A 23,484-nucleotide genomic window follows, 5' to 3' on the forward strand; every position below is an offset into this window, starting at 1 on the left:
ATGAGCGATACGCATGCAAACAGCATCGCCTTCGTGCGCGATACGGAATTGCCACCGGCGCCACCGCCTGTGGCGGAAACAGGTGTGATCAGATGGATGCGGGAAAATCTGTTCTCCTCGGTCCTGAATGCGGTCCTGACCGTGCTCAGCCTGCTGGTGATCTTCATGGTGCTGCGGGGCATGATCCCGTGGTTCTGGAATTCCACCTGGAACGCAAACTCGCTGTCTGAATGCCGGGAAATGGGGTCCGGGGCGTGCTTTGCCGTGATCCGTGAGCGGTGGCCGCAGTTCTTCTTCGGTTTCTACCCCAACACGGAATACTGGCGGCCGGTTCTGACATTCTTTCTGCTGTTCCCCGCCATAGCACCTGTGCTGTTCAACAGGGTGCCGAAGCAAGCGCTCCTGTTCAGCATGCTCTATCCCTTCATCGGCTACTGGCTGATCTGGGGCGGGTCGTTGGGCGGACCGGTGGGAACGTTGCTGGGCGTGGTTGCGGCCTATCTGGTCTACCGCGTTCTGGTGCAGCACTCGACGGTGCTGGCACTGCTCGCCGGGGTTGCGGTGCTGATCATCTGGATGCTGTTCCTGAACGATTTCGTCATCGGGCAGCTGTCAAACCTGTTCGGCCCCGGGCTGGAGCAAGTTGATAGCCGCATGATTGGTGGCTTCTTGCTGACGATGATTCTGGGCATCGTGTCGATCTCGCTGGCTCTGCCCATTGGCATCCTGCTGGCGCTGGGGCGTCAATCGGACCTGCTGATCATCAAGGCGATCTGTATCGGCTTCATCGAGTTCATTCGCGGTGTGCCATTGATCACCCTGCTGTTCGTGGCAAACGTCTTGCTGTCCTACTTCCTGCCGCCGGACACCACATTCGATCTGGTGCTGCGCGTAATCATCCTGATCACCATGTTCGCGTCCGCCTATCTTGCGGAAGTGATCCGGGGCGGGCTGGCGGCCTTGCCGCGCGGGCAGTACGAGGCGGCGGATTCGCTGGGGCTCGACTACTGGCAGGCGATCCGTCTGATCATCCTGCCGCAGGCGTTGAAGATCTCGATTCCCGGCATCGTGAACGTGTTCATCGGTGTGTACAAGGATACGACGCTCGTCTCGATCATCTCCATGTACGACCCGCTGGGCGTGGTGCAGCCGATCCTGTCGGATGCGGACTGGAACGGGATCCTGTGGGAGCTTTACGGCTTCGTCGCGCTCTTCTTCTTCATCAGCTGCTACAGCATGTCTCAATATTCGCGGTATCTGGAGAACAAACTCCGTACCGACCATCGTTAAGGGAGCCGTTCACATGGCAATGGCAGAAAACACCGCAAAGATCCCCGGCGTCAGCGATGAGGTCGCGATCTCCATCCGCAACATGAACAAGTGGTACGGCGATTTCCACGTTCTGCGCGACATCGACCTGACGGTGCAGCGCGGCGAACGGATCGTCATCTGCGGACCGTCCGGTTCGGGCAAGTCCACGCTGATCCGCTGCATTAACGCGTTGGAGGAGCATCAGAAGGGTGAGATCGTGGTGGATGGCACTGTGCTGTCCTCCGACCTCAAGAACATCGACAAGATCCGGTCCGAGGTCGGCATGTGCTTCCAGCACTTCAACCTTTTCCCGCATCTGACGATCCTTGAGAACTGCACCCTGGCTCCGATCTGGGTGCGCAAGATGCCCAAGGCCGAGGCCGAGGAAATCGCGATGCATTTCCTGACCAAGGTGAAGATCCCCGAGCAGGCGGACAAGTATCCCGGCCAGCTGTCGGGCGGTCAGCAGCAGCGTGTGGCGATCGCGCGTTCGCTGTGCATGAAACCTCGGATCATGCTGTTCGATGAGCCGACTTCGGCGCTGGACCCCGAGATGATCAAGGAGGTGCTCGACACCATGGTCTCCCTCGCGGAGGAAGGCATGACGATGCTGTGCGTGACGCATGAGATGGGCTTTGCCCGTCAGGTCGCGAACCGCGTCATCTTCATGGATGCCGGCCAGATCGTGGAGCAGAACGAGCCCGAGGAATTCTTCAACAATCCCAAGAGCGAGCGGACACAACTGTTCCTCAGCCAGATCCTGGGTCACTGAGCATCCGAGCATTGCTTCAAAGGGCGCCGGGGAAACTTCCGGCGCCCTTCGCATGAAAGATACCTTTTTAATTCAAGGGCATACGATCCTTGACGCGAAAACGTCCTTCCCCGTACTGGGATCCGATCCGAAGGCTCCTAGTTAAGGGTTGAAACCCTTTCATCCCGATCGAGGCCCGAACGTGCAGCAGACCGTGCCATACGAAGCCGGCCCTTGGAGATTCCTGCCGTCGGCGGTGATGGCGGCAGCCTTTGCGTGGTTCGCGACGTTTTTGCCTTCCGCCAGCGCGGGTCAAACGGCGGAGCTTGTGTTCCCCTGGGTGCCCACGTTGGGAATCGACATCGCCTTCCGGCTGGACGCCCTGTCCTTGCTGTTCTCGCTTCTGATTACGGGCGTCGGCGCGATCTGCTTTCTGTATTCGGCCGAATATTTCCATAACGACCGCCGGTTGAAGCGGCTGTTAACGCTGATGGTGCTGTTCGCTATGTCGATGTTGGGCGTCGTGCTGGCCGACGACGCCGTGACATTATTCGTGGCGTGGGAGTGCACGACGATCACATCGTTCCTGCTCGTCGGCTTCGATCATCACAAGGCCGATGCCCGCTACAAGGCGCAACAGGCCCTGCTGGTGACGGGCATGGGGGGGCTGGCGCTGATGGCCGGCCTCATCATCATGGGGACCGTCGCGGGAACGTTCCGTCTGTCTGAAATGGCGGATTTCGCAGGCTTCACATCCGATCCACTGTATCCCGCGATGCTGATCCTGGTTCTGATCGGTTGTTTTACCAAATCTGCACAGTTTCCATTCCATTTCTGGCTGCCGGGCGCGATGGCGGCACCGACGCCGGTATCGGCCTATCTGCACTCCGCCACCATGGTGAAGGCCGGGGTCTATCTGGTCGCACGGATGACGCCGATGTTGGGCGGTACGGAGGTTTGGTCCTGGACGCTGAGTCTGGTCGGCGCGACGACGATGGTGGTGGCCAGCTTCTGGGCGCTCCGCCAATCCGATCTGAAGCTGATGTTGGCCTGGACCACGCTGATGGGGCTGGGCGCACTCATGCTCGGCCTGGGCGGTGGGGGGTATTACGCGATCGGCGGCGCGATGACCTTCATTGTTGTCCACGCGTTCTACAAGGCGGCCCTCTTCCTGGGTGTCGGGTTGTTGGACAAGGGTGCCGGCACGCGCGAGGTGGGTGAACTCGGTGGGCTACGTGGGGCCATGCCCATGTCGTTCATCATCATTGCGCTCGCCGCGGCGAGCATGGCGGGATTGCCGCCTTTCGTCGGGTTCATCGGCAAGGAGCTGATCTACGAGGGTGCCTTGCATGCCACGACCGAGGAGATCTTCGTGCTGACCATGGCGGTCACGGCGAATGCGCTGATGGTCGCGGTGGCATTGGTTCTGGCCATCCGGCCGTTCTTCGGCACGTTCCGCGCCCCACACGCGGCACCGGCGGATCCCTCGATCCTGATGTGGGGCGGCCCGGCCTTGCTCGCGCTGGGCGGGCTCGGGCTCGGGCTGGTGCCGGGACCTTTCGGCGCCCTGATCGGCCAGATCACCGAAATCGTGCGGGCCGCGCCGGGCGCGCCGGAACTCAAGCTCTGGCACGGGGTGAACGGTGCATTGATGCTGTCCTTGCTGACATTCGCGCTGGGCGGTGTCTTTTTCTGGGGAGTGCCACAACTTCGTGCCGCGCTGATCCGTGAGGAAGACCGCGTGCCCGACAGTGCGGCGGTCTACGATATCTTGCTCAATGCGATGCGCGATACGGCGGCCTGGGTTGCGCGAACGACGCAGAACGGACGCATGATGTCATATCTGCGGGTCACGTTCACGACCCTGGCGCTGATGGTCTGGGGGGCGATTTTCGTCGGTGCGGGGGCGGTCGCGCAGATTGATCCGGATATTCCGTTGTTCCATTGGGGGCTGGTCATCGCCATTGCGGCCAGCCTGTCCACCATCATCTTTACCGGATCCCGCTTGGTCGCGATCACGGCGCTGGGCGGCATCGGCCTGGCGATTGCGGTGATTTACGTGCTGTATTCCGCGATCGACGTGGCAATGACGCAATTGTTGACCGAAACCCTGATCGTCGTGTTCGTCGCGGTGGCGTTTACCAAACTGCCCCGGGCCGGGACGGGAGCTTTGCGGATCGGTGACGCGATCATCGCCGCGATTCTGGGCTTGGGCGTGACGTTCGCCCTGCTGGCCGTTCTGGGCAGCGGGCTGGAGCAGGATGTCAGCGCGTTCTATCTGGAAGCGGCGTATCCGCAAGCGGCCGGTCGCAACATCGTCAACGTGATCCTGGTGGATTTCCGCGCTCTGGATACGCTGGGTGAGGTCGCTGTGGTTCTGATCGCAGGCATCGCGGCACTGGCCGCTCTGCGCGCCGGGCGGGAGGTGAAGAAATGAACTCGATCATCCTGCGGACCGGAACCCGCGCGCTGATTCCGGTCTTTCTGTTCGTCGCACTAATGACGCTCTGGCGGGGACACAACGATCCCGGTGGTGGGTTCATCGGCGGGCTGCTGGCGGCGATCTGCGTGGCGCTGATCGAGAAGGCCTTCGGCGTTGCGCAAGCTCGTCGGTGGTTGATCCTGCCGCCCATGATGATCGCTGGCATCGGGCTGAGCTGTGCCATCCTCAGTGGTTTGTGGGGTGCGCTTGCCAACGGCTGGTTCCTCAGCAGTGTTTGGCCGCTCTATGCAAACGTCGATGGCAAATGGGAAGGTCTGGCCGCAGGTTCGATTCTGTTGTTCGACAGCGGTGTGTTTCTGGTCGTCGTGGGCGTGGTCAGCGCGATTCTGTTCGCGTTGGAGGAAGCCGGCGTGCCCGAAAGCAGGAAGGACGAACCCTGATGGAAACCATTGTTGCGGTCCTCGCCGGTTTGCTGGTCGCAGGCGGTGCCTACCTGATGCTGTCGGGCAATCTGGTGCGCTATATCCTCGGTCTGACGATCCTGTCCAATGCTGCGAACCTGGTGATTTTCGCGGCGGGGCGCATGGCGAAGGCGGCTCCGGCCCTGACGGCATATGGCGCGGACGCCCCTGCCGCCGGTGTGGCCAACCCTGTGCCGCAGGCGCTGATCCTGACGGCAATCGTTATCGGGTTCGGGCTGTTCTGCTTTGCACTGACCCTTGCCTATCGGGCGTTCTACGCAATGGGAACGGCACGGATGGATGCGATGCGCATCGCAGAACCGCGTGAGGATCGTGGATGATACTGGTCTGGCCATTTCTGATCCCGCTGATATCCGCCGCGCTGATGGTCCTGCTGCGAAGCCGGGAGAACGTCCAGCGCTGGGGCTCCGTCGCGGCTGCGGTCGCACTGCTGATCGCCTCGCTGGCCCTGTTGGTGCGCGTATTGTCCGAAGGTCCGGTGGCCGTGCAGGTCGGCGGTTGGCCGGCGCCGTTCGGAATTACCCTGGTCGCGGATTTGCTGAGTGCGGCAATGGTCTTCATCACCGGGATCGTGGCCGTGGCCGTGGCGATCTACGGGTTGGAGGAGATCGACCGGCGTGAAAGCTGGCACGGCCATCATGCGCTGGTTCAGGCCCTGCTGGCCGGTGTTTGCGGGGCGTTTTTGACGGGGGATATCTTCAACCTCTACGTTTGGTTCGAGATCATGCTGATCGCGTCCTTCGGTCTTCTGGTGGTGAACGGGACCAGAAAATCGGCGGATGGCGCGGTGAAATATGTCGGCCTGAACCTGATCGCCACCTTTGCGTTCCTTTCCGGGGTCGGGCTGCTTTACGGCGTCACCGGCACGTTGAACATGGCCGATCTGTCACAACGGTTGGAGGGAAGGCAGGAGGAAGTCGCGGTGCTGGTCAGCGCGATGTTGCTGATGTTCGCGTTCGGCGCAAAGGCCGCGATGTTCCCCGTCTTCAACTGGCTGCCTGCGAGCTATCACACCCCGTCAGTGACGACATCGGCCCTGTTTTCCGCCTTGCTGACCAAGGTCGGGGTTTACGCCCTGATCCGCACGTTCACCCTGATTTACGATCTGGATGTTCCGCTGGTGCGCGGAACGCTGTTGTGGGGCTCTGTCGCGACGATGGTCGTGGGCGTTCTGGGCGCAGCGGCGCAGAACCATTTCCGGCGTATTCTGGGTTTCCACATCATCAGTCAGATCGGCTACATGGTTCTGGGTCTCGCATTGGCCACGCCGGCTGCCCTGCTGGGGGCGATCTTCTATCTGTTTCACCATATCATCGTGAAGGCGAACCTGTTCCTGATCGCCGGGGCGGCGCGGAAACTGACCGGATCGGAGGATTTGCCAAAGATCGGCGGGCTCTATGCGGCAACACCGCTGCTTGCCGTGCTGTTTCTGATTCCCGCGCTCAGCCTTGCTGGTATCCCGCCTTTGTCGGGGTTCTGGGCCAAGTTCCTGATCGTAAGCGCCAGTCTGGACATGCAATCGTGGTTCATCGCCTTCGTGGCCCTCGCCGTGGGGCTGCTGACATTGTATTCCATGTCGAAGATCTGGTTGGAGGTGTTCTGGAAACCGCATCCTGACGGTGACCAGGCAATAGAAGGCACGCTGCCCGTTGCCATGCTGGTGCCAATCGTCGGTCTTGGTATCATGACGGTTACGATAGGGCTCGCCGCGGGGCTGTTCGTCGATGCCGCTATGGTGGCGGCGGAGCAAATCCTCAGCCCTCATGCCTACATAGATGCCGTATTGGGAGCACGCCAATGAAACATCTGCTGCGCCCGTTCTGGGTTCTGAACCTGCTGTTGTATTTCGTCTGGGATCTGCTGTGGTCCTCGCTCGAAGTGGCGTGGGACGTTCTGACCCCGCAGGATCGTGCCCGGCCCAGGGTGCTGCTGCTGCCGCTCGACGCGCGCTCCGATGCGGAAATCATGGCGACGGCGAACCTTATCAGTCTGACCCCCGGATCATTGAGCATCGATGTCAGCGACGATCGCGCAACGCTGATGATCCACACCATGTTCGGCGCGGAGGACCCGGAGGGCACGAAGAATAGCCTTAAACGTGGGATCGAGCGACGTGTGCTGAGGGTGCTGCGATGATCTTTCTGGGATTGAGCCTGTCTGGCCCGCTGGGATGGGCGCTTACCATTTCGGCCGGGATGATCATGGTCGCGTCTACTCTGATCGTGTGGCGGCTGTTAAGCGGGCCCTCACTCAGCGATCGTGTGGTGGCGCTGGATACGCTGTCACTGCTTCTGGTTTCGTTCATCGTGATCTTTTCCGTGGCGTCCGGGGTCAGCGCCTATCTGGATGCGGCGCTGGTGCTGTCACTCGTGGCCTTTCTGAGCACGGTGGCTTTCGCGCGGTTTATCGAGAGAACAATCGCCCGGGGAGGCACGGATGAGTGAGTGGATCGCATCGGGTCTGATCCTGACCGGCTCGACCTTCATACTGATCGCGGCAATCGGCCTCGTGAAGATGCGAGACGTGTATCTGCGAATGCATGCGGCGACCAAGACGGGGTCTCTGGGGCTGGGGTTGATCTGTAGCGGGGCAATCGTGCTGGCTGACAACTGGACCGCACGCGTTGAAATAGGGCTGATCCTCGTCTTTATGCTGGTGACGGCGCCGATCGGGGCGCATCTGATCGGACGGGCCGCATTTCGTGCGGGCGTTCCGTTTTCCAGTCGAACCCAGTTCGATGCGGGGTGCGAGGGATTCGGTTCCCCGCGCCGTGCGAACAGTGACGATCAACAAGCTTGATTTTACATCAGGATAGCTTATCTCAGACCCATTCCGGCATGACATGCTTTGACGCTGCGGCACTGAACCGCCCAGTCTCTCACATGCGTTGATTGCAAGGCAGCAATGTCCTAAATGGGACTTCTGTGAATTTTTGATGAACGTATATATCGGCGTTCCTAGCAGTTTGAGAAGAGACGAGGACGACATGTTCGACGATTTCGACGGGCAGGCATGGTCGAACGACCAGGGTAATCGCGCACAAAAGCTGTTTGCAGCAGTCGTGCTTGCGGCCCTTGACGATGCTATTGCTGATGACAAGAAATATGGCAACGGCCCTGACGTGATCGCACGCTGGGCGCGCAGCCGCGATGGCCGTGAAGTGCTGATGTGTGCGGGCATCGACCCGACGGAGCGGTGCGTGACCGGCCTGATGGAATTCGTGAAAAAGGGTGTCCGGACCTCGGTCGCGCTCAGCCGTGAAGAGAGTGAGCGTCGGGCCGCCGCCTGACATTAATTTTCGATGCGCTGCAAAAAGGGTTGCCCTCAGGGGCAACCCTTTTCCGTTGGCGACATGGTCAGAGCGCTAACGTGCGAACATGCTTGTCGCGGTTTGGGCGGCATAGCTGACTGCCGCGATCCGATCGAACCCGATCTCCCCCCGTGGTTCGTTTCGGTTATGCTGTCATGGCTGTAGGCGAGACCACAGGCCGAAATTTCGGTCCGTGTGCTGTTCTGTCCATCGACCTCACTTAATTGCAGCGCTCCAGCCAATCGCGTCGGAGGGACTTCCAGAGTTGCGCGCCAAGTTCTCTGAAGTAATCCGCCTGCGCGCGCTGGGTGCCGAAGGTCATGAGGGCAGATTTCGGCCTGACTACGGCAGATATCTGTGCCCCGGTCAGCCCGCTGCGCAGGCAGTCGTTCGCGAAATGCCATAGATCACGATGGCGGTCAGCCTTTGCTCAGTTATCCATCTTCAGCGCGTTGATAAACGCTTCCTGCGGGATTTCGACCCGGCCGAACTGACGCATCTTCTTTTTGCCGGCCTTCTGCTTGTCGAGCAGCTTGCGCTTGCGGGTCGCGTCGCCGCCGTAGCATTTGGCGGTCACGTCCTTGCGCAGCGCGGAGATGGTTTCGCGCGCGATGATGCGACCCCCGACGGCGGCTTGAATCGGAATCTTGAACATGTGCTGTGGGATCAGCTCCTTGAGCTTTTCGCACAGAACGCGACCGCGTGCGTCGGCACGGGTGCGGTGGACCATCATGCTGAGCGCGTCCACCGGCTCGTCGTTGACCAGCACCTGCATCTTGACCAGCTGATCCTCCTGATAGCCGGTCATCTGGTAGTCGAAGCTGGCATAGCCCTTGGTCACGGATTTCAGACGGTCGTAGAAATCGAAGACAACCTCGTTCAGCGGCAGGTCATAGACGACCATCGCGCGGGTGCCGGCATAGGTCAGGTCGAGTTGCACGCCGCGACGGTCCTGGCAAAGCTTCAGCACATCACCGAGATACTCATCAGGCACGAGGATCGTCGCCTTGATTCGCGGCTCCTCCACCCGGTCCACCTTGACCATGTCGGGCATATCGGCGGGGTTGTGCAGGTCGATCATCGTGCCATCCGTCATGTGCACGTGATAGATCACCGAGGGCGCGGTGGTGATCAGTTCGATGTTGTATTCCCGCTCCAACCGGTCGCGGATAACCTCCAGATGCAGCAGGCCAAGGAAACCACAACGGAAGCCGAAGCCGAGCGCGGCAGAGGTTTCCATTTCGGAACTGAAGGAGGCGTCGTTCAGGCGCAGCTTGTCGATGGCATCGCGCAGATCCTCGAACTCGGCTGAATCCACCGGGAACAGGCCGCAGAACACCACGGGAATCGAGGGCGCGAAGCCGGGAAGCATCGTCTCGGTGCCCTTCTTCTCCGTCGTGATGGTGTCGCCGACGGAGGTGTCGCGCACCTCCTTGATGCTGGCGGTCATGAACCCGATCTCACCAGGTCCGAGCACGTCGGTCGCCTGCATTCCGGGGCGGAACACGCCGACGCGGTCCACCGGATGGATGGTCCCGTTCGACATGAACTTGATGCGGTCGCCCTTGCGTAGCTTTCCATCGATGATGCGGACCAGCACGACGACGCCCAGATAGGCGTCGTACCATGAATCCACCAGCATCGCCTTGAGCGGGGCGTCCGCGTCACCGGTGGGGGCGGGCAGGCGGGTGACGATCGCCTCCAGCACCTCGGGGATGCCGATGCCCGTCTTGGCGGAGATCATCACGGCCTCGGACGCATCAATGCCGATCACGTCCTCGATCTGTTCCTTCACCCGGTCGGGTTCGGCGGCGGGCAGGTCGATCTTGTTGAGGACGGGCACAATCTCGTGGTCCGCGTCGATGGCCTGATAGACATTGGCGAGGGTCTGCGCCTCCACCCCTTGCGAGGCATCGACCACCAGCAGCGACCCCTCGACCGCGCGCATGGAGCGCGACACCTCATAGGCGAAATCGACATGGCCGGGCGTGTCGATCAGATTAAGCACGTAGGATTTACCGTCCTGCGCGACATAGTCGATACGCACGGTCTGCGCCTTGATCGTGATGCCGCGTTCGCGTTCGATATCCATCGAATCCAGCAACTGCGCCTTCATATCGCGATCTGCGACGGTGGCGGTGGACTGGATCAACCGGTCCGCCAGCGTGGATTTGCCGTGGTCGATATGGGCCACGATCGAAAAATTGCGGATACGGGATAGATCGGTCATCGGTCACGCCTATTTGGGGTCTGACCGATGACCTGCCAAGAAATGATGGTTTTGTCCATGCGGCTTAGCGAATTGGCACGTCCGAAGGTCAGAGAATTCGGGCAAGCTCGCGCGCGCGCGCCTCGATCAGGTCGAACATCTGGTCAAAACTGCCGTCATAATAGGGGTCCGGCACTTCGGCTCCGTCCAGGAACAGGTCGATGCCGGCCGTGGCATCCTCGGGTGCCATGCCGTAAAGGTCCGCAACGTTCTGACGGTCCATCGCCAGGATCGTGTCGAAGCGAATGAAGTCATCGGGCCTGACCTTTCGGGCGCGCAGGTGAGCGTAGTTGTAACCGCGGCGGTGCCCCTCGGTCTGGGCACGGGGATCGGGCGGGACGCCTGCGTGCCATGCCCCGGTTCCCGCGCTGTCCAGGTGCAGGTGCGGCGCATGATGGCGCAACACAGCCTCCGCCGCTGGTGAACGGCAGATATTACCCAGACACACCAGCAAGATGCTCTTCGTCATGTTTGTTCGTCCCCTGCGCAGCCCCGAAATCGCACGATGCGACCGTCCCCTCGTGGCAATTCGGCGATGATAAGCATAGCGTGCAGCGTTTAAAAAGATCGCGGCGCGGCCTTTGAGTGGAGTTGCGTCCCTGCCGTCACCCCTGAAATGCGCCCAACGCGTTAATCGAAAACAGAAAAGCCCCGCAGACAGACTGCGGGGCGTTCCTGAAAATTCTGATGCTTTGGTCGGTTCAGGCGGCGGATTGTGCGGCCTGAATGTCCTTTTTGACCTTGGCCGCTGCCGGGGACAGATCGGCGTCCTTCGCCTTGGCAAGGAAGCTGTCCAGGCCGCCGCGGTGATCGACGCTGCGCATTGCAGCAGCGGAGATGCGGAACTTGAACGCGCGGCCCAATGTGTCCGACAGCAGCGTGACGTCATTCAGGTTCGGCAAGAACCGACGACGGGTACGATTTTTCGCGTGGCTGACATTGTTGCCTGTCAGAACGCCTTTTCCAGTCAACTCGCAACGACGCGACATGGTGAGCCCCTTTTTCCGTGACCCGCAGGTCAGAGATTTTTTGGATCAGCGAAGCGCACACCAATGCGGGCGGGCCGTCGCCTTCATTCAATTTCGAGCCGTTTCCTTAGCCACGTGGCGGCGGGGCGTCAAGGGGCATCGGGGGTTTGCGGCGCAACCGGGGCAGATAGGAACCGATCGAGCGCCATATCCGCCGCAGCCTCTGCCGGAATATCGCCGTTCGCGACCGAAACACGCAGATCGCTGAGCAGGGCGCGGACCTGCGAATCGGCATTCAGGCGGGTGCGCAGACCCTGCTCGATCTCACGCTCCATCCATTGAACGGCCTGTTTTCGGCGCGTCTCAACCAGGATGCCGGTCTCTCTGCGCCAGTCCGCGAGGTCCTGCATCGCCTGCCAGGCTTCCTCCAGACCGGAATTGTCCAGCGCGGAAACCGGCATGGCGCGGGGCCACCCCTCCGGATCGTGGGGGCGTTTGCGCAACAAACGCAGCGCGCCGGCATAGTCGGCCACGGTTCGCACGGCGGTGGCCCGCAGGTCGCCATCCGCCTTGTTTACCAGGATGAGGTCAGCGATTTCCATGATGCCGCGTTTGACGCCTTGCAACTCATCCCCACCACCGGGCGCCAGCAGCAGCACGAACAGGTCGGTCATGTCCGCGACCATCGTTTCGGACTGGCCGACGCCGACGGTTTCGACCAGCACGATGTCGTGGCCAGCGGCCTCACACAGGCGGATCGCCTCACGCGTGCGGCGCGCCACACCGCCGAGCGCGGATTGCGAGGGGGAGGGGCGGATGAATGCTTCGGGCGCGCGGCTGAGCTGCTCCATCCGGGTCTTGTCCCCCAGAATGGAGCCGCCGGACCGGGCGGAGGACGGATCGACTGCCAGCACTGCCACCCGGTGCCCCGCCGCGACCAGCATCAGGCCGAACGCCTCGATGAACGTGGATTTGCCGACACCGGGCGTTCCCGACAGCCCGATGCGCAGCGCCGTCCGCTCAGGCAGCCCCGTCAGAAGGTCACGCGCATCCTGCCGATCCTGCGGGCGGGAGGATTCGATCAGCGTGATGGCGCGGGCCAATGCGGTGCGGTTGCCTGCGCACAGCGCCTCGACATCTATGCTGCGACGCCCCATCTATCCCTCCGTAATCTGCTTCAAGGGCCTGCATGAAGCCCGCTTCACGTGGAGGTGATCGGTGCGCACGATGTATGCGGCCGCCTCCACGCCTATAGTGGGGCAGACCATAGCTTCGGTGTTCAGGGAGTGGAAGATGCGTAGAGTTTTGAGTGCGATGTTGCTGATCGTGGCAGGCGGGGCCGCACAGGCGGAACCGTTCACCCACAATTACGATGTGCGGTTCGCGGGGCTGCGCGTGGCGTCGGCCACGGTGCAGGGGAACGTCACGCCGACATCCTATAACGCGGCGGCACGGTTGGAGGCACGCGGTCTGGCCGGGCTTTTCACCTCGGGCGATTTCAACGCTTCGGTCCGGGGTACGCGGACCGGACCCGCCGGTTTCATGCCTCAGGCCTTCGCGCAGGTGACCGAGGGCAGCGATGCATCGCGGCTCGATCTGGTCTATCGGGGGGGGATGCCCGTCTCCGCCGTGTCCAGCCCCGTGCGTGCGGCGGATGAGCGTGCGGTGCCAACATTGAGCAAGCAGGCGGGCACCGTTGATTTTCTGACAGCAGTCGTCGCCCTGACCTATCCCGGCACAGCCGAGGAGATCTGCAACCGCAGTTTCGACAGCTTCACCCTGACGAAGCGTGTGCGGATCGAGGGCGACGGCTTGATCCCCGGCACCCAGAGCTGCCGTGTCATCTATCGCAAGGTGAACCCCGAAACGTTGCAGACCCGCGATCCTGAACCCTACACGCTGGAATTGCGGCCAACCACGGACGGTCAGTTCGAGGTGGCGCGTATTCTGGGCCCCTCGGAATTCGGGCAGACGGTGATTTCGCGCACCAACTGATGCTTGAGCCATTGCCCGCGCGGGTCTAAGCAGGCGCGGACCCGTTTCTGGAGGAGAGCTGTCATGCCCGATAACCGTCTGATCGTGGCGCTGGACGTGCCAAACGCTCTCGCCGGGATGGAGATGGTGCAGCGGATCGGACCCGATGTGGGGTTTTACAAGATCGGGCTGGGCATGCTGACCGGTGGCGGTCTGGCGCTGGCCAGCGAGTTGAAGGACCAGGGACACCGGGTCTTCCTCGACATGAAGCTGTTCGACATCGGCGCAACGGTCGAGGCGGCGGTGCGCGGACTGGCGCAGTTCGATCTGGATTTCCTGACGGTGCACGGCGACCCGCATGTGGTCCGCGCGGCCTGCGAGGGGGCGGCGGGAACGGATCTGAAGATACTGGCCGTGACCGTCCTGACTTCGCTGGACCGCGACGATCTGGACGCCGCGATGATGCAGGGCGGGACGATACCCGATCTGGTAGCGGAACGCGCCGGGCGGGCGTTGGAGGCCGGTGCGCACGGGGTCATCGCCTCCCCGCAGGAGGCCGCGATGATCCGCGCCTTGCCGCAGGCCGAGGGCAAGTTGATCGTGACGCCGGGTGTGCGCCCCGCCGGGGCCGAGCTGGGCGATCAGAAGCGGGTGGCAAGCCCCGCCCGGGCGATCGCGGACGGGGCCGACCACATCGTCGTGGGCCGCCCGATCTGGCAGGCGGATGATCCGCGCGCCGCCGCCGATGCGATCCTGCGTGAGCTGCGCGACGGTCCCGTCGATCATTGAGGCCGGATCGGCGGGCCTGTGCTATCCTGCCGGTTCGTAAACCCGTTTGTGCCCGTATGTAAGTATTCCGTGTGTGAGTATCATGTCCGCCATCTGTCGTGATTGCCTGTCAGATCAGCCCGGTCCCGCGCGGTGCAGGCACTGCGGTTCCCCCCGGGTGTTGCGCCATGAGGAACTGTTCGATCTGACCATGGCGCACATGGATTGCGACGCCTTCTATGCCAGCGTGGAAAAGCGGGATCATCCGCATCTGGCGAACCAGCCGCTGATCGTTGGCGGGGGCAAGCGGGGGGTCGTCTCCACCTGCTGCTATATCGCGCGAATCAAGGGTGTCCGCTCCGCCATGCCGATGTTCAAGGCGATGGAACTGTGCCCCGAAGCGGTTGTGGTGCCGGGGCGGATGGATGTCTATGTCGGCGTCTCGCGCCAGATTCGGGCAATGATGGAGGAACTGACCCCCTCGGTGCAGCCGATCAGTCTGGACGAGGCATTTCTGGACCTCAGCGGAACGCAGCGCCTGCACGGCGCCCCGCCCGCTGTCCTGCTGGCCCGGCTGGCCCGGCGTATCGAGGTGGAGCTGGGAATCACCATCTCCGTCGGATTGTCGCATAACAAGTTTCTGGCCAAGATCGCCTCCGATCTGGACAAGCCGCGCGGATTTTCCGTTATCGGCAAGGCGGAGACCATGGCCTTTCTGCATGATAAGCCCGTGGGCATCATCTGGGGCGTGGGCGCGGCCATGCGTGCGCGGCTGGAACGGGACGGCATTCGCACCATCGCCGATCTGCGGCGGTATTCCGAGGATGACCTGTTTCGCAAATATGGCAGCATGGGCGGGCATGTCTGGCGGCTGGCCCATGGCATCGACGACCGGCGGATCACCGTGCGCGAACCGGTCAAGTCGATCAGCAACGAGCGTACATTCAACGAAGACGTCTCCGATCCGGTCAGCCTGGACGGGCATTTGTGGCGGCTGGCCCTGAAAGTCTCGGACCGGGCGAAGGCGGCGGGGTTGGCGGGCAGCACCGTGAACCTGAAGTTGAAGACACGCGACTTCAAGCTGATCAGCCGTCAGGTGCGTCTGGTCGAGGCGACGCAGTTGACCGACGAGATCTATGCCGCGACGCGCCCCCTGCTGGAGCGGGAGATAAGCCGGGGACCCTTCCGACTGCTGGGGGTCGGGTTGAGCCATCTGAGCGCGTATTCCGGCAGCGATGCCGCGCCCGACCTGCTCGATCCCACAGCACCTCGCCGCAGGGCAGCGGAGCGGGCGAGCGATGCGATTCGGGGGCGTTTTGGTGCGGATGCGATCCTGAAGGGCCGCGCGCTGAGATAAGGTGCGCTGCAACATAGCAGCCATGCGCTTGATGCATGGCGGTATTCCTATTTGTTATATCTCCACAGCATTTAGGGCGTTTTGTTACAGTTCGATCACATCCTGCACTGCACCCTTGCTTTGTGTGCAGCGCACCATATAATCGATTACACAATGCTTCGGCGTTGTCGCCCTTCTTGGGCGTTTCCTCCCTAGACTTGGGCCGTGTCTTCGGACACGGCCTCTTTTTTTGGCGCGGCAGGATGCGTTCGCTATGTCACGTGGCGCGGATCGTGCCATGTAATGGAGCGATCCAGACCGGGAGCCGAAATGCAGCCTACCGCCCTTATCAGCAAACTTCTGCAAGATGTGCGTGCTTCGTACTGGTTCATTCCGGGATTGCTCGTCCTGGCGGCGGTCGCCTTGGCGGAACTGATGCAGCATCTGGACCGTGGCGCGCTGGCGCAGATGTTGCCGGTATCCCTGCGCGATACGCAGGCGGAGGGCGCGCGTGCCATGCTGTCGGTCATCGCGCAATCCGTGATCGGTGTCGCGGGGGTGATGTTCTCGATGACGGTGGTGGCCGTGTCCTTTGCCAGCAGCAATTTCGGGCCACGCCTGATTGGCAACTTCATGCGGGATCGGGCCAATCAGGTCAGCCTAGGAATCATGATCGCCACGTTCGTCTATACGATGCTGATTCTGCGCGCGGTTCAGGATCCCTCGGCCGAGGGGGCAGACCTGACCGTCGATCTGTTCGTGCCGCATCTGGCGATTCTGGTGGCGATCGGGCTGGCGTTGATCAGCGTCGTCACGATGATCTTTTTCGTGCATCACATTCCCGAGGCGATCAATCTGGCCAACATCACCTCGGGTCTGGGTGAACGTCTGGTGGCAGCTCTTCATGCCAGCGGGGAGCCGTTTGAGGATGTGTATGAAATCATGCCCGAGGGGCTGCCCGTGCAATATCTGACAGCGGGCGGTTCAGGCTATATGCGCACGCTCAACGCGGCCCGTCTGTCGCGCCTGTCGCTGGATCAGGGGTGGTGGATCGAGGTGCTGGAGGTTCCGGGCGCCTTTCTGGACGATGACAGGAATGTCCTGCGCATCCACGGCAATCCCGCTTTGAACGACGACCTGATCCGTGAGTTGCGGGGCTGTTTCGCCCTGGGACGTGAGCGGAGCGAGGATCAGAACATGATGTTCATGATCGACCAGCTGTGCGAGGTGATCGCCCGCGCCCTGTCGCCGGGTATCAACGATCCGTTCACGGCGATGAACTGCATGAACTGGATGCATGTCGCGCTGCTGCTGGCGCTGAAGGAACCTCCGGGGCACAGGGGCAGTGCCTATGAACGGGTTCTGGTGCCGGTAATGACGTTTACTCAACTGCTCCAGGCTGGGCATTCCATCAGCCGACCTTATGTGGCGACCGATCTGAATGCGACCACCCATGTTCTGAAATTGCTCTGCGTGCTGGCCAACCGCGCCCCTGAGGGCCCGCGCCGCGCTGCCGTGCTGGAGGAGCGGGACGAGCTTCTGGAAATGGCACTGGCATTGCAGCCCGATGCCGGGTCGCAGCGCATCATTCGCCGCGCGGCTGCGGAATGATCACTCCGCTGCCAGAGCCTGCCCCATCCCGCCGGCCTGCGCCAACGCGGCGATGACCGGTGTCAGGCGGTCTCGGAACGCGGCGAAGTCGGAACGCGGCGCTATCCGGGCCTCATCCATATACAGCGACCGGTCGATCTCGATCTGCAAGGCGTGCATGTTCTGGGCGGGGATGCCGTAAGTCTCGGTTATGTATCCGCCCGCGAAGGGGGCGTTTCGCGCAACGGCGAAGCCAGCGGCGGTAAAGGCATCATAGGCCAGATCCGAAATCCACGGCGCGCATGATGTGCCGAACCGGTCGCCCAGCACGATTTCGGGGCGCCGCCGCCCCCCGGGCAGATTCTGGACGCGCAAGGCCTCATGCGGCATGGAATGGCAATCAATCAGGATCGCATGACCGTGCCGGATCCGGGCGGTTTGCAACAGACGATTGAGCGCGTTGTGATAGGGCGTGTGAACCTGCGCCAAGCGCAGGTCAGCCTCCTCCCGCGTCATGCGCCCGGATTGAATTACGCGCCCCCCGGATACCACACGCGGGATTACGCCCAATCCAGCGGAGATGCGCGGGTTCACACCCGGATGGCGCGGAATATCGACGATGGCCGGGTCCAGTTCCGTTCTGGCGCGGTTCAGATCGACATAAGCGCGGGGAAATCTGGCGGTGAGCAAGGCCGCCCCGTAATCCGGCGCACTGGCGAACAGCGTATCGACGAAGGCATCCTCGGACGAGCGCAGGGTCAATGGGTCGAGTTGGCTGCCTTGCAGGAACGCTTCGGGATAATGCGCACCCGAATGCGGGGAGGAAAACACCGTGGCCCCCGGCGTGCCTCGCCCGTCGGATAGGATGAATGCCTCCACGCGCGTCGTCTCCCCTTCGCATTTGTCGTGACAGCATAACGCGATGCGCGGGCACGTCCATGTATGGGCGCGAATTCGTCAGGTGCCGCGCGGCTTGACGCGGTTCGTGGGCGGTGCGGCGGCGGGATCCTCGGGCCAGGGGTGGCGCGGATATCTGCCGCGCATGTCCTTGCGGACGTCGGAATAGGAGGTGGCCCAGAACCCCGGCAGATCAGACGTCGTCTGCACCGCCCGCCGCGCTGGGCTAAGGAGGTCGAGCCGCAGGGGTATGCCGTTGACCGTGGGGTGAGTGGTCAGGCCAAACACCTCCTGCAGGCGCACCTCGACCGAGGGGTGGGCAGGGTCGGACCAGTCGATGGGGCAGCGGGTGCCGGTGGGGGCCGTGAACTGCGACGGCGCGCGTTCATCCAGCATCTGGCGCTGCGGCCAGTCCAGCAGGTTCAGCAATGGCTCATACGGATCGAAGCGGCCCAGATCGGCGGCGCTGCGCTGGCCGTGCAGATGCGGGGCCAGCCAATCCTCCAACGTTGCCAGTAGGGTGTCGTCCGTCACATCGGGCAGGGGCGGTCCGACGAACCCGATGCGGGTGCGCAGCAGGCGCGAGGCCTTGGACCAGCCCAGCACGTCGAGGCCAAGCTGGCGGATGCCCTCGACCAGCCCGGCGGCGATGGCATCGTCCGGCGCGTCGGGCCAGTGGCGATCCTCCAGTATCAGCGCGCCCAGCATGGTGCGCTGACGCGGCTCGACCTTGCGATGGCGTTTCGACCACTCGCAGATATCGACTTCAAGCAGCCGGTGGGCGTGCAACTCGCGAATCTCGGCCAGCGTCACGGGCAGGGCGAGGCGGACGGTCGCTTCCGTCGGGTGGCCGTCGGTTTCCGCGACCACCAGCAGGGTCTGCGGGGCGAGGGGATCCTCAGGGGCAAGCTTGACGCCCTTGCCCCCGCTGAGGTGATAGCGCGGCGCATCACCGGGGCGGCGCTTGGCGATGCGGTCGGGATAGGCGAGGGACAGCAGCGCGCCGGGTGAATGACGTGGGCCGGATTTCGCGGCGAAGCGCGACAGGCGTTTGGCCTCCTTGCGAATCTCGGCGAAGGGCGGCGTGTGCATTGCCTTGAGCCGCACGGACAGATCGCTGCCCGCGCCGCGCATCGGGTCGCGCGCCTCAAGCAAGGCGGCGAGGTCTGTGGCCATCCTGCCTGCGCCACCCGCGTTGAGCAGCATATGCGCCAGCCGGGGATGCGCGGGCACCGCGGCGGTGGCGCGGCCATGCGCGGTCAGACCGGTGCGGTCGATGCAGCCCAGATCGTGCAGCAGGGCATAGGCCTCGGCCAGTGCGCGTTCGGGCGGGGGTGTCAGGAAGGACAGGTCGCTGGCCTGCGCGCCCCACGTGGCAAGCTCCAGCGCCAGCGGCACGAGGTCGGCATCGGTGATTTCCGGTGGGGCGAAGGCGGCGAGCGCGCCTTCCTCCCCCTTCGTCCACATGCGGTAGCAGACGCCCGGCTGCATCCGCCCCGCACGGCCGCGCCGCTGTTCCGCCTCGGCGCGGGTCACACGCTCCGTCACCAGGCGCGACATGGCGGAGGCCGGATCGAAGCGCGCGCGACGGGCAAGACCCGCGTCGATGACGATGCGCACCCCCTCAATGGTCAGGGAGGTTTCGGCGATCGAGGTGGCCAACACCACCTTGCGCCCCTGCTTCGCGGGCGCGATGGCGGCGCGCTGGGCGGCGATGGGCATGGCACCATATAAAGGACGCACGGCAATGTCGGCAGGCAGGTCGCCAAGGCGCTGGGCGACCATGTTGATCTCCCCCTGACCGGGCAGGAAGACGAGGGCGGAACCTTCGTTTTCACGCAGCGCCCCCCGCACTTGTGCCGCGACCGCATCGGCCAGCGCGCGGCCCCGCCGCTGTGCGGGGGGCAGCGCGGTGTCGGCCCAATGGGTTTCGTCCGGAAACATGCGCCCCTCGGACGTGATGACCGGCGCACCGCCCATCAGACCCGCGACAGGTTCCGCGTCCAGCGTTGCGGACATCACGAGGATGCGCAGATCCTCGCGCAGGGCACCGCGCACTTCGAGCGCCAGCGCAAGGCCAAGGTCCGCTTGCAATGACCGCTCGTGAAACTCATCGAAGATCAGGCAGTCGGTGCCGCTCAATTCCGGGTCTGCCTGCAACATGCGGGTCAGGATGCCCTCGGTCACGACCTCGATCCGGGTGCCTGCCACGCTGTCGCCGCGCATTCGGTAGCCGACACGTTGACCCAGCGGTTCGTCCAGCAGCTCCGCGATTCGGGCGGCGGCGGTGCGCGCGGCGATGCGGCGCGGCTCCAGCATGACGATGCGGCCCGAAATATGTGGCAGCAGCGCGATCGGCACCATTGTCGTCTTGCCCGCGCCGGGGGGTGCCTGCAACACGGCCGTCCCCTCGCGCAGCAGGGCGGAGGTGAGTTCGGGCAGCACGGATTCGATGGGCAGGACCATTGCACAGCCATGCGGCAGCGCTGGGCATAAGTCGAGGGGCGGACTTGAGATGGCTCAAAGTGCTCACCATTTAAGCATGTATGAAAGGGGCGCGGGCCAGAGGGGCGCGCTTCATGCAAAGGCCATATGTGGTGTGCCGTTACGGGCATCGCGGAATTGGCGCTTAAAGACAGGAGAATGCGATGAACTTCGACAAGTTCACGGAACGGTCGCGCGGCTTCGTGCAAGCGGCTCAGACAATTGCCCTGCGTGAGGGGCATCAGCGGTTTGTGCCTGAGCATCTGCTCAAGGCATTGCTGGACGACGATCAGGGATTGGCGACGAATTTGATCACCCGCTCCGGCGGGGATGTCGCGGCCATCCGGCAGGCGGTGGAACTGGATCTGTCCAAGATCCCGTCCGTCTCCGGCGACGGCAGCAACCTTTACATGGACGGGCAAACGGCCAAGGTCTTTGCCGAGGCGGAAAAGCTGGCCGAAAAGGCGGGCGACAGCTTCGTTCCCGTGGAACGCCTGCTGACCGCGCTGGCCGTCATCAAGTCAAAGGCGAACGACGCGCTGAAGGCGGGCGGCGTCACGGCGCAGAGCCTCAATGAGGCGATCAACGACATCCGCAAGGGCCGCACCGCCGACAGCGCCACCGCCGAGGAAGGCTATGACGCGCTGAAGAAATACGCACGCGATCTGACCGCCGCCGCGCGTGAGGGCAAGATCGACCCCATCATCGGGCGCGACGAGGAGATTCGCCGCACGATCCAGGTGCTCAGCCGCCGGACCAAGAACAACCCGGTGCTGATCGGGGAGCCGGGCGTGGGCAAGACCGCGATTGCCGAGGGCCTCGCCCTGCGGATCATCAACGGCGACGTGCCGGATTCGCTGGAGGACAAGACCCTCATGGCGCTGGACATGGGCGCGCTGATCGCCGGTGCGAAATATCGTGGTGAGTTCGAGGAGCGCCTGAAATCCGTCCTGACCGAGGTGACGGAGGCCGCAGGCAACATCATCCTGTTCATCGACGAGATGCACACCCTGGTCGGCGGCGGCAAGGCGGACGGCGCGATGGACGCGGCCAACCTGCTGAAACCCGCATTGGCACGGGGCGAGTTGCATTGCGTCGGTGCCACCACGCTGGACGAATACCGCAAGCATGTGGAGAAGGACGCCGCGCTCGCCCGACGCTTTCAGCCCGTCATGGTGCTGGAGCCGACGGTGCAGGACACCATCAGCATCCTGCGCGGCATCAAGGAGAAGTACGAGGTTCACCACGGCATCCGCATCACGGACCGCGCTTTGGTGGCCGCCGCGACTCTGTCCAACCGCTACATCACCGACCGCTTCCTGCCGGACAAGGCCATCGACCTGATGGATGAGGCCGCGAGCCGCCTGCGCATGGAAGCCGATTCCAAGCCCGAGGCGCTGGATGCGCTGGACCGCGACATCATGCAAAAGCAGATCGAGGCGATGGCGCTGCGCAAGGAGGACGATCCCGCCTCCAAGGACCGTCTGGCCAAGCTTGAGAAGGATCTGGCCGAATTGCAGGAACGTTCGTCCGAACTGACCGCCCGCTGGCAGGCGGAGCGCGACAAGCTGCAAGGCAGTCGTGACATCAAGGAGCAGTTGGACCGGGCCCGCATCGAGTTGGAAAACGCAAAGCGGCGCGGCGATCTGAGCAAGGCGGGTGAGCTGTCCTACGGCGTGATTCCCGATCTGGAAAAACGGCTGGAGGCAGCGGAGGAAGCGGGCGACGACCTGATGGTCGAGGAGGCCGTGACCGACGAACATGTCGCGGGCGTGGTCGAACGCTGGACCGGCATTCCCGTTGACCGGATGCTTGAGGGCGAGCGTGAGAAGCTGCTCAAGATGGAGGATGCGCTGGGCAAGCGCGTCATCGGCCAACGGCAGGCGGTGCAGGCCGTCTCGAACGCGGTACGGCGTGCGCGGGCGGGGCTGAACGACCCGAACCGTCCGCTCGGCTCTTTCCTGTTCCTCGGGCCGACCGGGGTCGGCAAGACGGAGTTGACCAAGGCGCTGGCCTCGTACCTGTTCGACGATGACAACGCGATGGTGCGCATCGACATGTCCGAGTTCATGGAGAAGCACGCCGTCTCGCGCTTGGTCGGCGCCCCTCCGGGCTATGTCGGCTATGATGAGGGCGGCGTGCTGACCGAGGCGGTTCGCAGGCGCCCCTATCAGGTGATCCTGTTCGATGAGGTCGAAAAGGCCCACCCGGATGTGTTCAACGTGCTGTTGCAGGTTCTCGACGACGGGCGCCTGACGGATGGGCAAGGACGAGTCGTGGACTTCAAGAACACGCTCATCATCCTGACGTCGAACCTGGGCAGTCATGCCTTGTCGAACCTGACGCCGGGGGTCGATGCCTCCACCGTCAAGGATCAGGTGATGGACGCGGTGCGGGCGCATTTCCGCCCCGAATTCCTCAACCGCCTGGATGAGATCGTGCAGTTCGACCGGTTGAGCCGGGATGAGATGGACGGGATCGTCCTGATCCAGCTGGAGGTATTGGAGCGGCGTCTGGCGGATCGCAAGATCACGCTCGACCTGTCGCCCGAGGCGATGACCTGGCTGGCGGACAAGGGCTATGACCCCGTCTACGGCGCGCGCCCCCTGAAACGCGTGTTGCAGAAGTATTTGCAGGACCCGCTGGCGGAGATGATCCTGTCCGGCCAGATCAAGGACGGCATGCGTGTTGTCGTTGATGCTGGGGAGGATGGACTCGTCATAGGCGAGGGGGATGTGGCTTCGGTCGAGTCAGACCCGTCTGAATGAAGGTGATTTGGGGGGAGTCGATGTGGATTCCCCTCTGGGACTTGTGCGAGTCGAGTTTGAGTGAGGGTTTTGGGGGGGGGCGGCTTAGGAATGTGACGAAAGTGCATTTCAAATATCGTTAGAAAACGGGTGG

Annotated in this window: 21 protein-coding genes; 15 read left to right on the forward strand and 6 right to left on the reverse strand. The window is 63.0% G+C overall.

Features of this window, described 5'->3' with window-relative positions; genetic code table 11:
• From H1S03_RS14935 to H1S03_RS14980, 10 genes are all read left to right on the forward strand, one after another.
• Positions 1 to 1,290 carry an amino acid ABC transporter permease gene (locus tag H1S03_RS14935; RefSeq protein WP_185805093.1) on the forward strand — a complete coding sequence of 430 codons (1,290 nt, stop codon included), beginning with the start codon at positions 1 to 3 and terminating at the stop codon, positions 1,288 to 1,290.
• Between the two features lie 13 nt (positions 1,291 to 1,303).
• Positions 1,304 to 2,083, forward strand: a complete 780-nt coding sequence (locus H1S03_RS14940) for an amino acid ABC transporter ATP-binding protein (RefSeq protein WP_430693237.1) — start codon at positions 1,304 to 1,306, stop codon at positions 2,081 to 2,083.
• Between the two features lie 238 nt (positions 2,084 to 2,321).
• A complete protein-coding gene (gene mbhE / locus H1S03_RS14945) occupies positions 2,322 to 4,499 on the forward strand; it encodes a hydrogen gas-evolving membrane-bound hydrogenase subunit E (protein ID WP_185805094.1) in 2,178 nt (725 codons plus the stop codon).
• Positions 4,496 to 4,945, forward strand: a complete 450-nt coding sequence (locus H1S03_RS14950; RefSeq protein WP_185805095.1) for an MnhB domain-containing protein — start codon at positions 4,496 to 4,498, stop codon at positions 4,943 to 4,945. The genes mbhE and H1S03_RS14950 overlap by 4 nt, the downstream gene beginning before the upstream one ends.
• The gene (locus tag H1S03_RS14955) at positions 4,945 to 5,307 is read left to right on the forward strand and encodes a Na+/H+ antiporter subunit C (RefSeq protein WP_185805096.1); all 363 of its coding nucleotides are present in this window, start codon (positions 4,945 to 4,947) and stop codon (positions 5,305 to 5,307) included. The genes H1S03_RS14950 and H1S03_RS14955 overlap by 1 nt, the downstream gene beginning before the upstream one ends.
• The gene (locus H1S03_RS14960; RefSeq protein ID WP_185805097.1) at positions 5,304 to 6,788 is read left to right on the forward strand and encodes a Na+/H+ antiporter subunit D; all 1,485 of its coding nucleotides are present in this window, start codon (positions 5,304 to 5,306) and stop codon (positions 6,786 to 6,788) included. The genes H1S03_RS14955 and H1S03_RS14960 overlap by 4 nt, the downstream gene beginning before the upstream one ends.
• Entirely contained in the window at positions 6,785 to 7,123 is a 339-nt protein-coding gene (locus tag H1S03_RS14965; RefSeq protein WP_166189296.1) for a Na+/H+ antiporter subunit E, read from the forward strand. Before H1S03_RS14960 ends, H1S03_RS14965 begins: the two co-directional genes overlap by 4 nt.
• Positions 7,120 to 7,431, forward strand: a complete 312-nt coding sequence (locus tag H1S03_RS14970; RefSeq protein ID WP_185805098.1) for an MrpF/PhaF family protein — start codon at positions 7,120 to 7,122, stop codon at positions 7,429 to 7,431. The genes H1S03_RS14965 and H1S03_RS14970 overlap by 4 nt, the downstream gene beginning before the upstream one ends.
• Positions 7,424 to 7,786: a monovalent cation/H(+) antiporter subunit G gene (gene mnhG, locus H1S03_RS14975; protein ID WP_185805099.1), complete on the forward strand. Its 363-nt coding sequence runs from the start codon at positions 7,424 to 7,426 to the stop codon at positions 7,784 to 7,786. The genes H1S03_RS14970 and mnhG overlap by 8 nt, the downstream gene beginning before the upstream one ends.
• A 187-nt stretch (positions 7,787 to 7,973) precedes the next feature.
• Positions 7,974 to 8,276 carry a DUF6280 family protein gene (locus tag H1S03_RS14980; protein ID WP_166189302.1) on the forward strand — a complete coding sequence of 101 codons (303 nt, stop codon included), beginning with the start codon at positions 7,974 to 7,976 and terminating at the stop codon, positions 8,274 to 8,276.
• 451 nt (positions 8,277 to 8,727) lie between these two features.
• Here the strand turns inward: H1S03_RS14980 and lepA are convergent, their stop codons facing one another.
• The 4 genes from lepA to meaB all read right to left on the reverse strand — a co-directional run bounded on the left by lepA (position 8,728) and on the right by meaB (position 12,691).
• Positions 8,728 to 10,527: a translation elongation factor 4 gene (lepA, locus tag H1S03_RS14985; RefSeq protein WP_185805100.1), complete on the reverse strand. Its 1,800-nt coding sequence runs from the start codon at positions 10,525 to 10,527 to the stop codon at positions 8,728 to 8,730.
• An 88-nt stretch (positions 10,528 to 10,615) separates the two neighbouring features.
• Positions 10,616 to 11,035, reverse strand: a complete 420-nt coding sequence (locus tag H1S03_RS14990; protein WP_185805101.1) for a low molecular weight protein-tyrosine-phosphatase — start codon at positions 11,033 to 11,035, stop codon at positions 10,616 to 10,618.
• 232 nt (positions 11,036 to 11,267) lie between these two features.
• Positions 11,268 to 11,555, reverse strand: a complete 288-nt coding sequence (gene rpmB / locus H1S03_RS14995; protein WP_166189313.1) for a 50S ribosomal protein L28 — start codon at positions 11,553 to 11,555, stop codon at positions 11,268 to 11,270.
• Between the two features lie 128 nt (positions 11,556 to 11,683).
• Positions 11,684 to 12,691, reverse strand: a complete 1,008-nt coding sequence (gene meaB / locus H1S03_RS15000) for a methylmalonyl Co-A mutase-associated GTPase MeaB (protein ID WP_185805102.1) — start codon at positions 12,689 to 12,691, stop codon at positions 11,684 to 11,686.
• A gap of 136 nt (positions 12,692 to 12,827) precedes the next feature.
• Here meaB and H1S03_RS15005 point away from each other — a divergent pair, with 136 nt between their 5' ends.
• The 4 genes from H1S03_RS15005 to H1S03_RS15020 all read left to right on the forward strand — a co-directional run bounded on the left by H1S03_RS15005 (position 12,828) and on the right by H1S03_RS15020 (position 17,223).
• A complete protein-coding gene (locus H1S03_RS15005) occupies positions 12,828 to 13,529 on the forward strand; it encodes a DUF3108 domain-containing protein (protein WP_185805103.1) in 702 nt (233 codons plus the stop codon).
• A gap of 63 nt (positions 13,530 to 13,592) precedes the next feature.
• Positions 13,593 to 14,297 carry an orotidine-5'-phosphate decarboxylase gene (gene pyrF, locus H1S03_RS15010; RefSeq protein ID WP_185805104.1) on the forward strand — a complete coding sequence of 235 codons (705 nt, stop codon included), beginning with the start codon at positions 13,593 to 13,595 and terminating at the stop codon, positions 14,295 to 14,297.
• Between the two features lie 82 nt (positions 14,298 to 14,379).
• Positions 14,380 to 15,633 (forward strand): DNA polymerase IV, encoded by a 1,254-nt coding sequence (locus H1S03_RS15015; RefSeq protein WP_185805105.1) that lies wholly within the window; start codon positions 14,380 to 14,382, stop codon positions 15,631 to 15,633.
• Positions 15,634 to 15,942: 309 nt separating this feature from the next.
• Positions 15,943 to 17,223, forward strand: coding sequence for a DUF2254 domain-containing protein (locus tag H1S03_RS15020; protein ID WP_185805106.1), 1,281 nt, complete (start codon positions 15,943 to 15,945; stop codon positions 17,221 to 17,223).
• Here H1S03_RS15020 and H1S03_RS15025 read toward each other — a convergent pair whose 3' ends face one another.
• Both H1S03_RS15025 and hrpB read right to left on the reverse strand, forming a co-directional pair.
• Entirely contained in the window at positions 17,224 to 18,081 is an 858-nt protein-coding gene (locus H1S03_RS15025) for an N-formylglutamate amidohydrolase (protein WP_185805107.1), read from the reverse strand.
• Positions 18,082 to 18,159: 78 nt separating this feature from the next.
• Positions 18,160 to 20,565 (reverse strand): ATP-dependent helicase HrpB, encoded by a 2,406-nt coding sequence (gene hrpB / locus H1S03_RS15030; protein WP_185805108.1) that lies wholly within the window; start codon positions 20,563 to 20,565, stop codon positions 18,160 to 18,162.
• Positions 20,566 to 20,747: 182 nt separating this feature from the next.
• Here hrpB and clpB point away from each other — a divergent pair, with 182 nt between their 5' ends.
• Entirely contained in the window at positions 20,748 to 23,351 is a 2,604-nt protein-coding gene (clpB, locus tag H1S03_RS15035) for an ATP-dependent chaperone ClpB (RefSeq protein ID WP_185805109.1), read from the forward strand.
• The last annotated feature ends 133 nt before the right edge of the window (positions 23,352 to 23,484 follow it).

It is taken from the genome of Pontivivens nitratireducens, assembly GCF_014235845.1.
In the GTDB taxonomy this organism is placed as follows: domain Bacteria; phylum Pseudomonadota; class Alphaproteobacteria; order Rhodobacterales; family Rhodobacteraceae; genus Pontivivens; species Pontivivens nitratireducens.

Bases quoted from the DNA above. Each gene is read 5' to 3' on its own strand.
- H1S03_RS14935 (WP_185805093.1), top strand. From the start codon at position 1: ATGAGCGATACGCATGCAAACAGCATCGCCTTCGTGCGCGATACGGAA.
- H1S03_RS14940 (WP_430693237.1), top strand. From the start codon at position 1,304: ATGGCAATGGCAGAAAACACCGCAAAGATCCCCGGCGTCAGCGATGAG.
- mbhE (WP_185805094.1), top strand. From the start codon at position 2,322: ATGGCGGCAGCCTTTGCGTGGTTCGCGACGTTTTTGCCTTCCGCCAGC.
- H1S03_RS14950 (WP_185805095.1), top strand. From the start codon at position 4,496: ATGAACTCGATCATCCTGCGGACCGGAACCCGCGCGCTGATTCCGGTC.
- H1S03_RS14955 (WP_185805096.1), top strand. From the start codon at position 4,945: ATGGAAACCATTGTTGCGGTCCTCGCCGGTTTGCTGGTCGCAGGCGGT.
- H1S03_RS14960 (WP_185805097.1), top strand. From the start codon at position 5,304: ATGATACTGGTCTGGCCATTTCTGATCCCGCTGATATCCGCCGCGCTG.
- H1S03_RS14965 (WP_166189296.1), top strand. From the start codon at position 6,785: ATGAAACATCTGCTGCGCCCGTTCTGGGTTCTGAACCTGCTGTTGTAT.
- H1S03_RS14970 (WP_185805098.1), top strand. From the start codon at position 7,120: ATGATCTTTCTGGGATTGAGCCTGTCTGGCCCGCTGGGATGGGCGCTT.
- mnhG (WP_185805099.1), top strand. From the start codon at position 7,424: ATGAGTGAGTGGATCGCATCGGGTCTGATCCTGACCGGCTCGACCTTC.
- H1S03_RS14980 (WP_166189302.1), top strand. From the start codon at position 7,974: ATGTTCGACGATTTCGACGGGCAGGCATGGTCGAACGACCAGGGTAAT.
- lepA (WP_185805100.1), bottom strand. From the start codon at position 10,527: ATGACCGATCTATCCCGTATCCGCAATTTTTCGATCGTGGCCCATATC.
- H1S03_RS14990 (WP_185805101.1), bottom strand. From the start codon at position 11,035: ATGACGAAGAGCATCTTGCTGGTGTGTCTGGGTAATATCTGCCGTTCA.
- rpmB (WP_166189313.1), bottom strand. From the start codon at position 11,555: ATGTCGCGTCGTTGCGAGTTGACTGGAAAAGGCGTTCTGACAGGCAAC.
- meaB (WP_185805102.1), bottom strand. From the start codon at position 12,691: ATGGGGCGTCGCAGCATAGATGTCGAGGCGCTGTGCGCAGGCAACCGC.
- H1S03_RS15005 (WP_185805103.1), top strand. From the start codon at position 12,828: ATGCGTAGAGTTTTGAGTGCGATGTTGCTGATCGTGGCAGGCGGGGCC.
- pyrF (WP_185805104.1), top strand. From the start codon at position 13,593: ATGCCCGATAACCGTCTGATCGTGGCGCTGGACGTGCCAAACGCTCTC.
- H1S03_RS15015 (WP_185805105.1), top strand. From the start codon at position 14,380: ATGTCCGCCATCTGTCGTGATTGCCTGTCAGATCAGCCCGGTCCCGCG.
- H1S03_RS15020 (WP_185805106.1), top strand. From the start codon at position 15,943: ATGCAGCCTACCGCCCTTATCAGCAAACTTCTGCAAGATGTGCGTGCT.
- hrpB (WP_185805108.1), bottom strand. From the start codon at position 20,565: ATGGTCCTGCCCATCGAATCCGTGCTGCCCGAACTCACCTCCGCCCTG.
- clpB (WP_185805109.1), top strand. From the start codon at position 20,748: ATGAACTTCGACAAGTTCACGGAACGGTCGCGCGGCTTCGTGCAAGCG.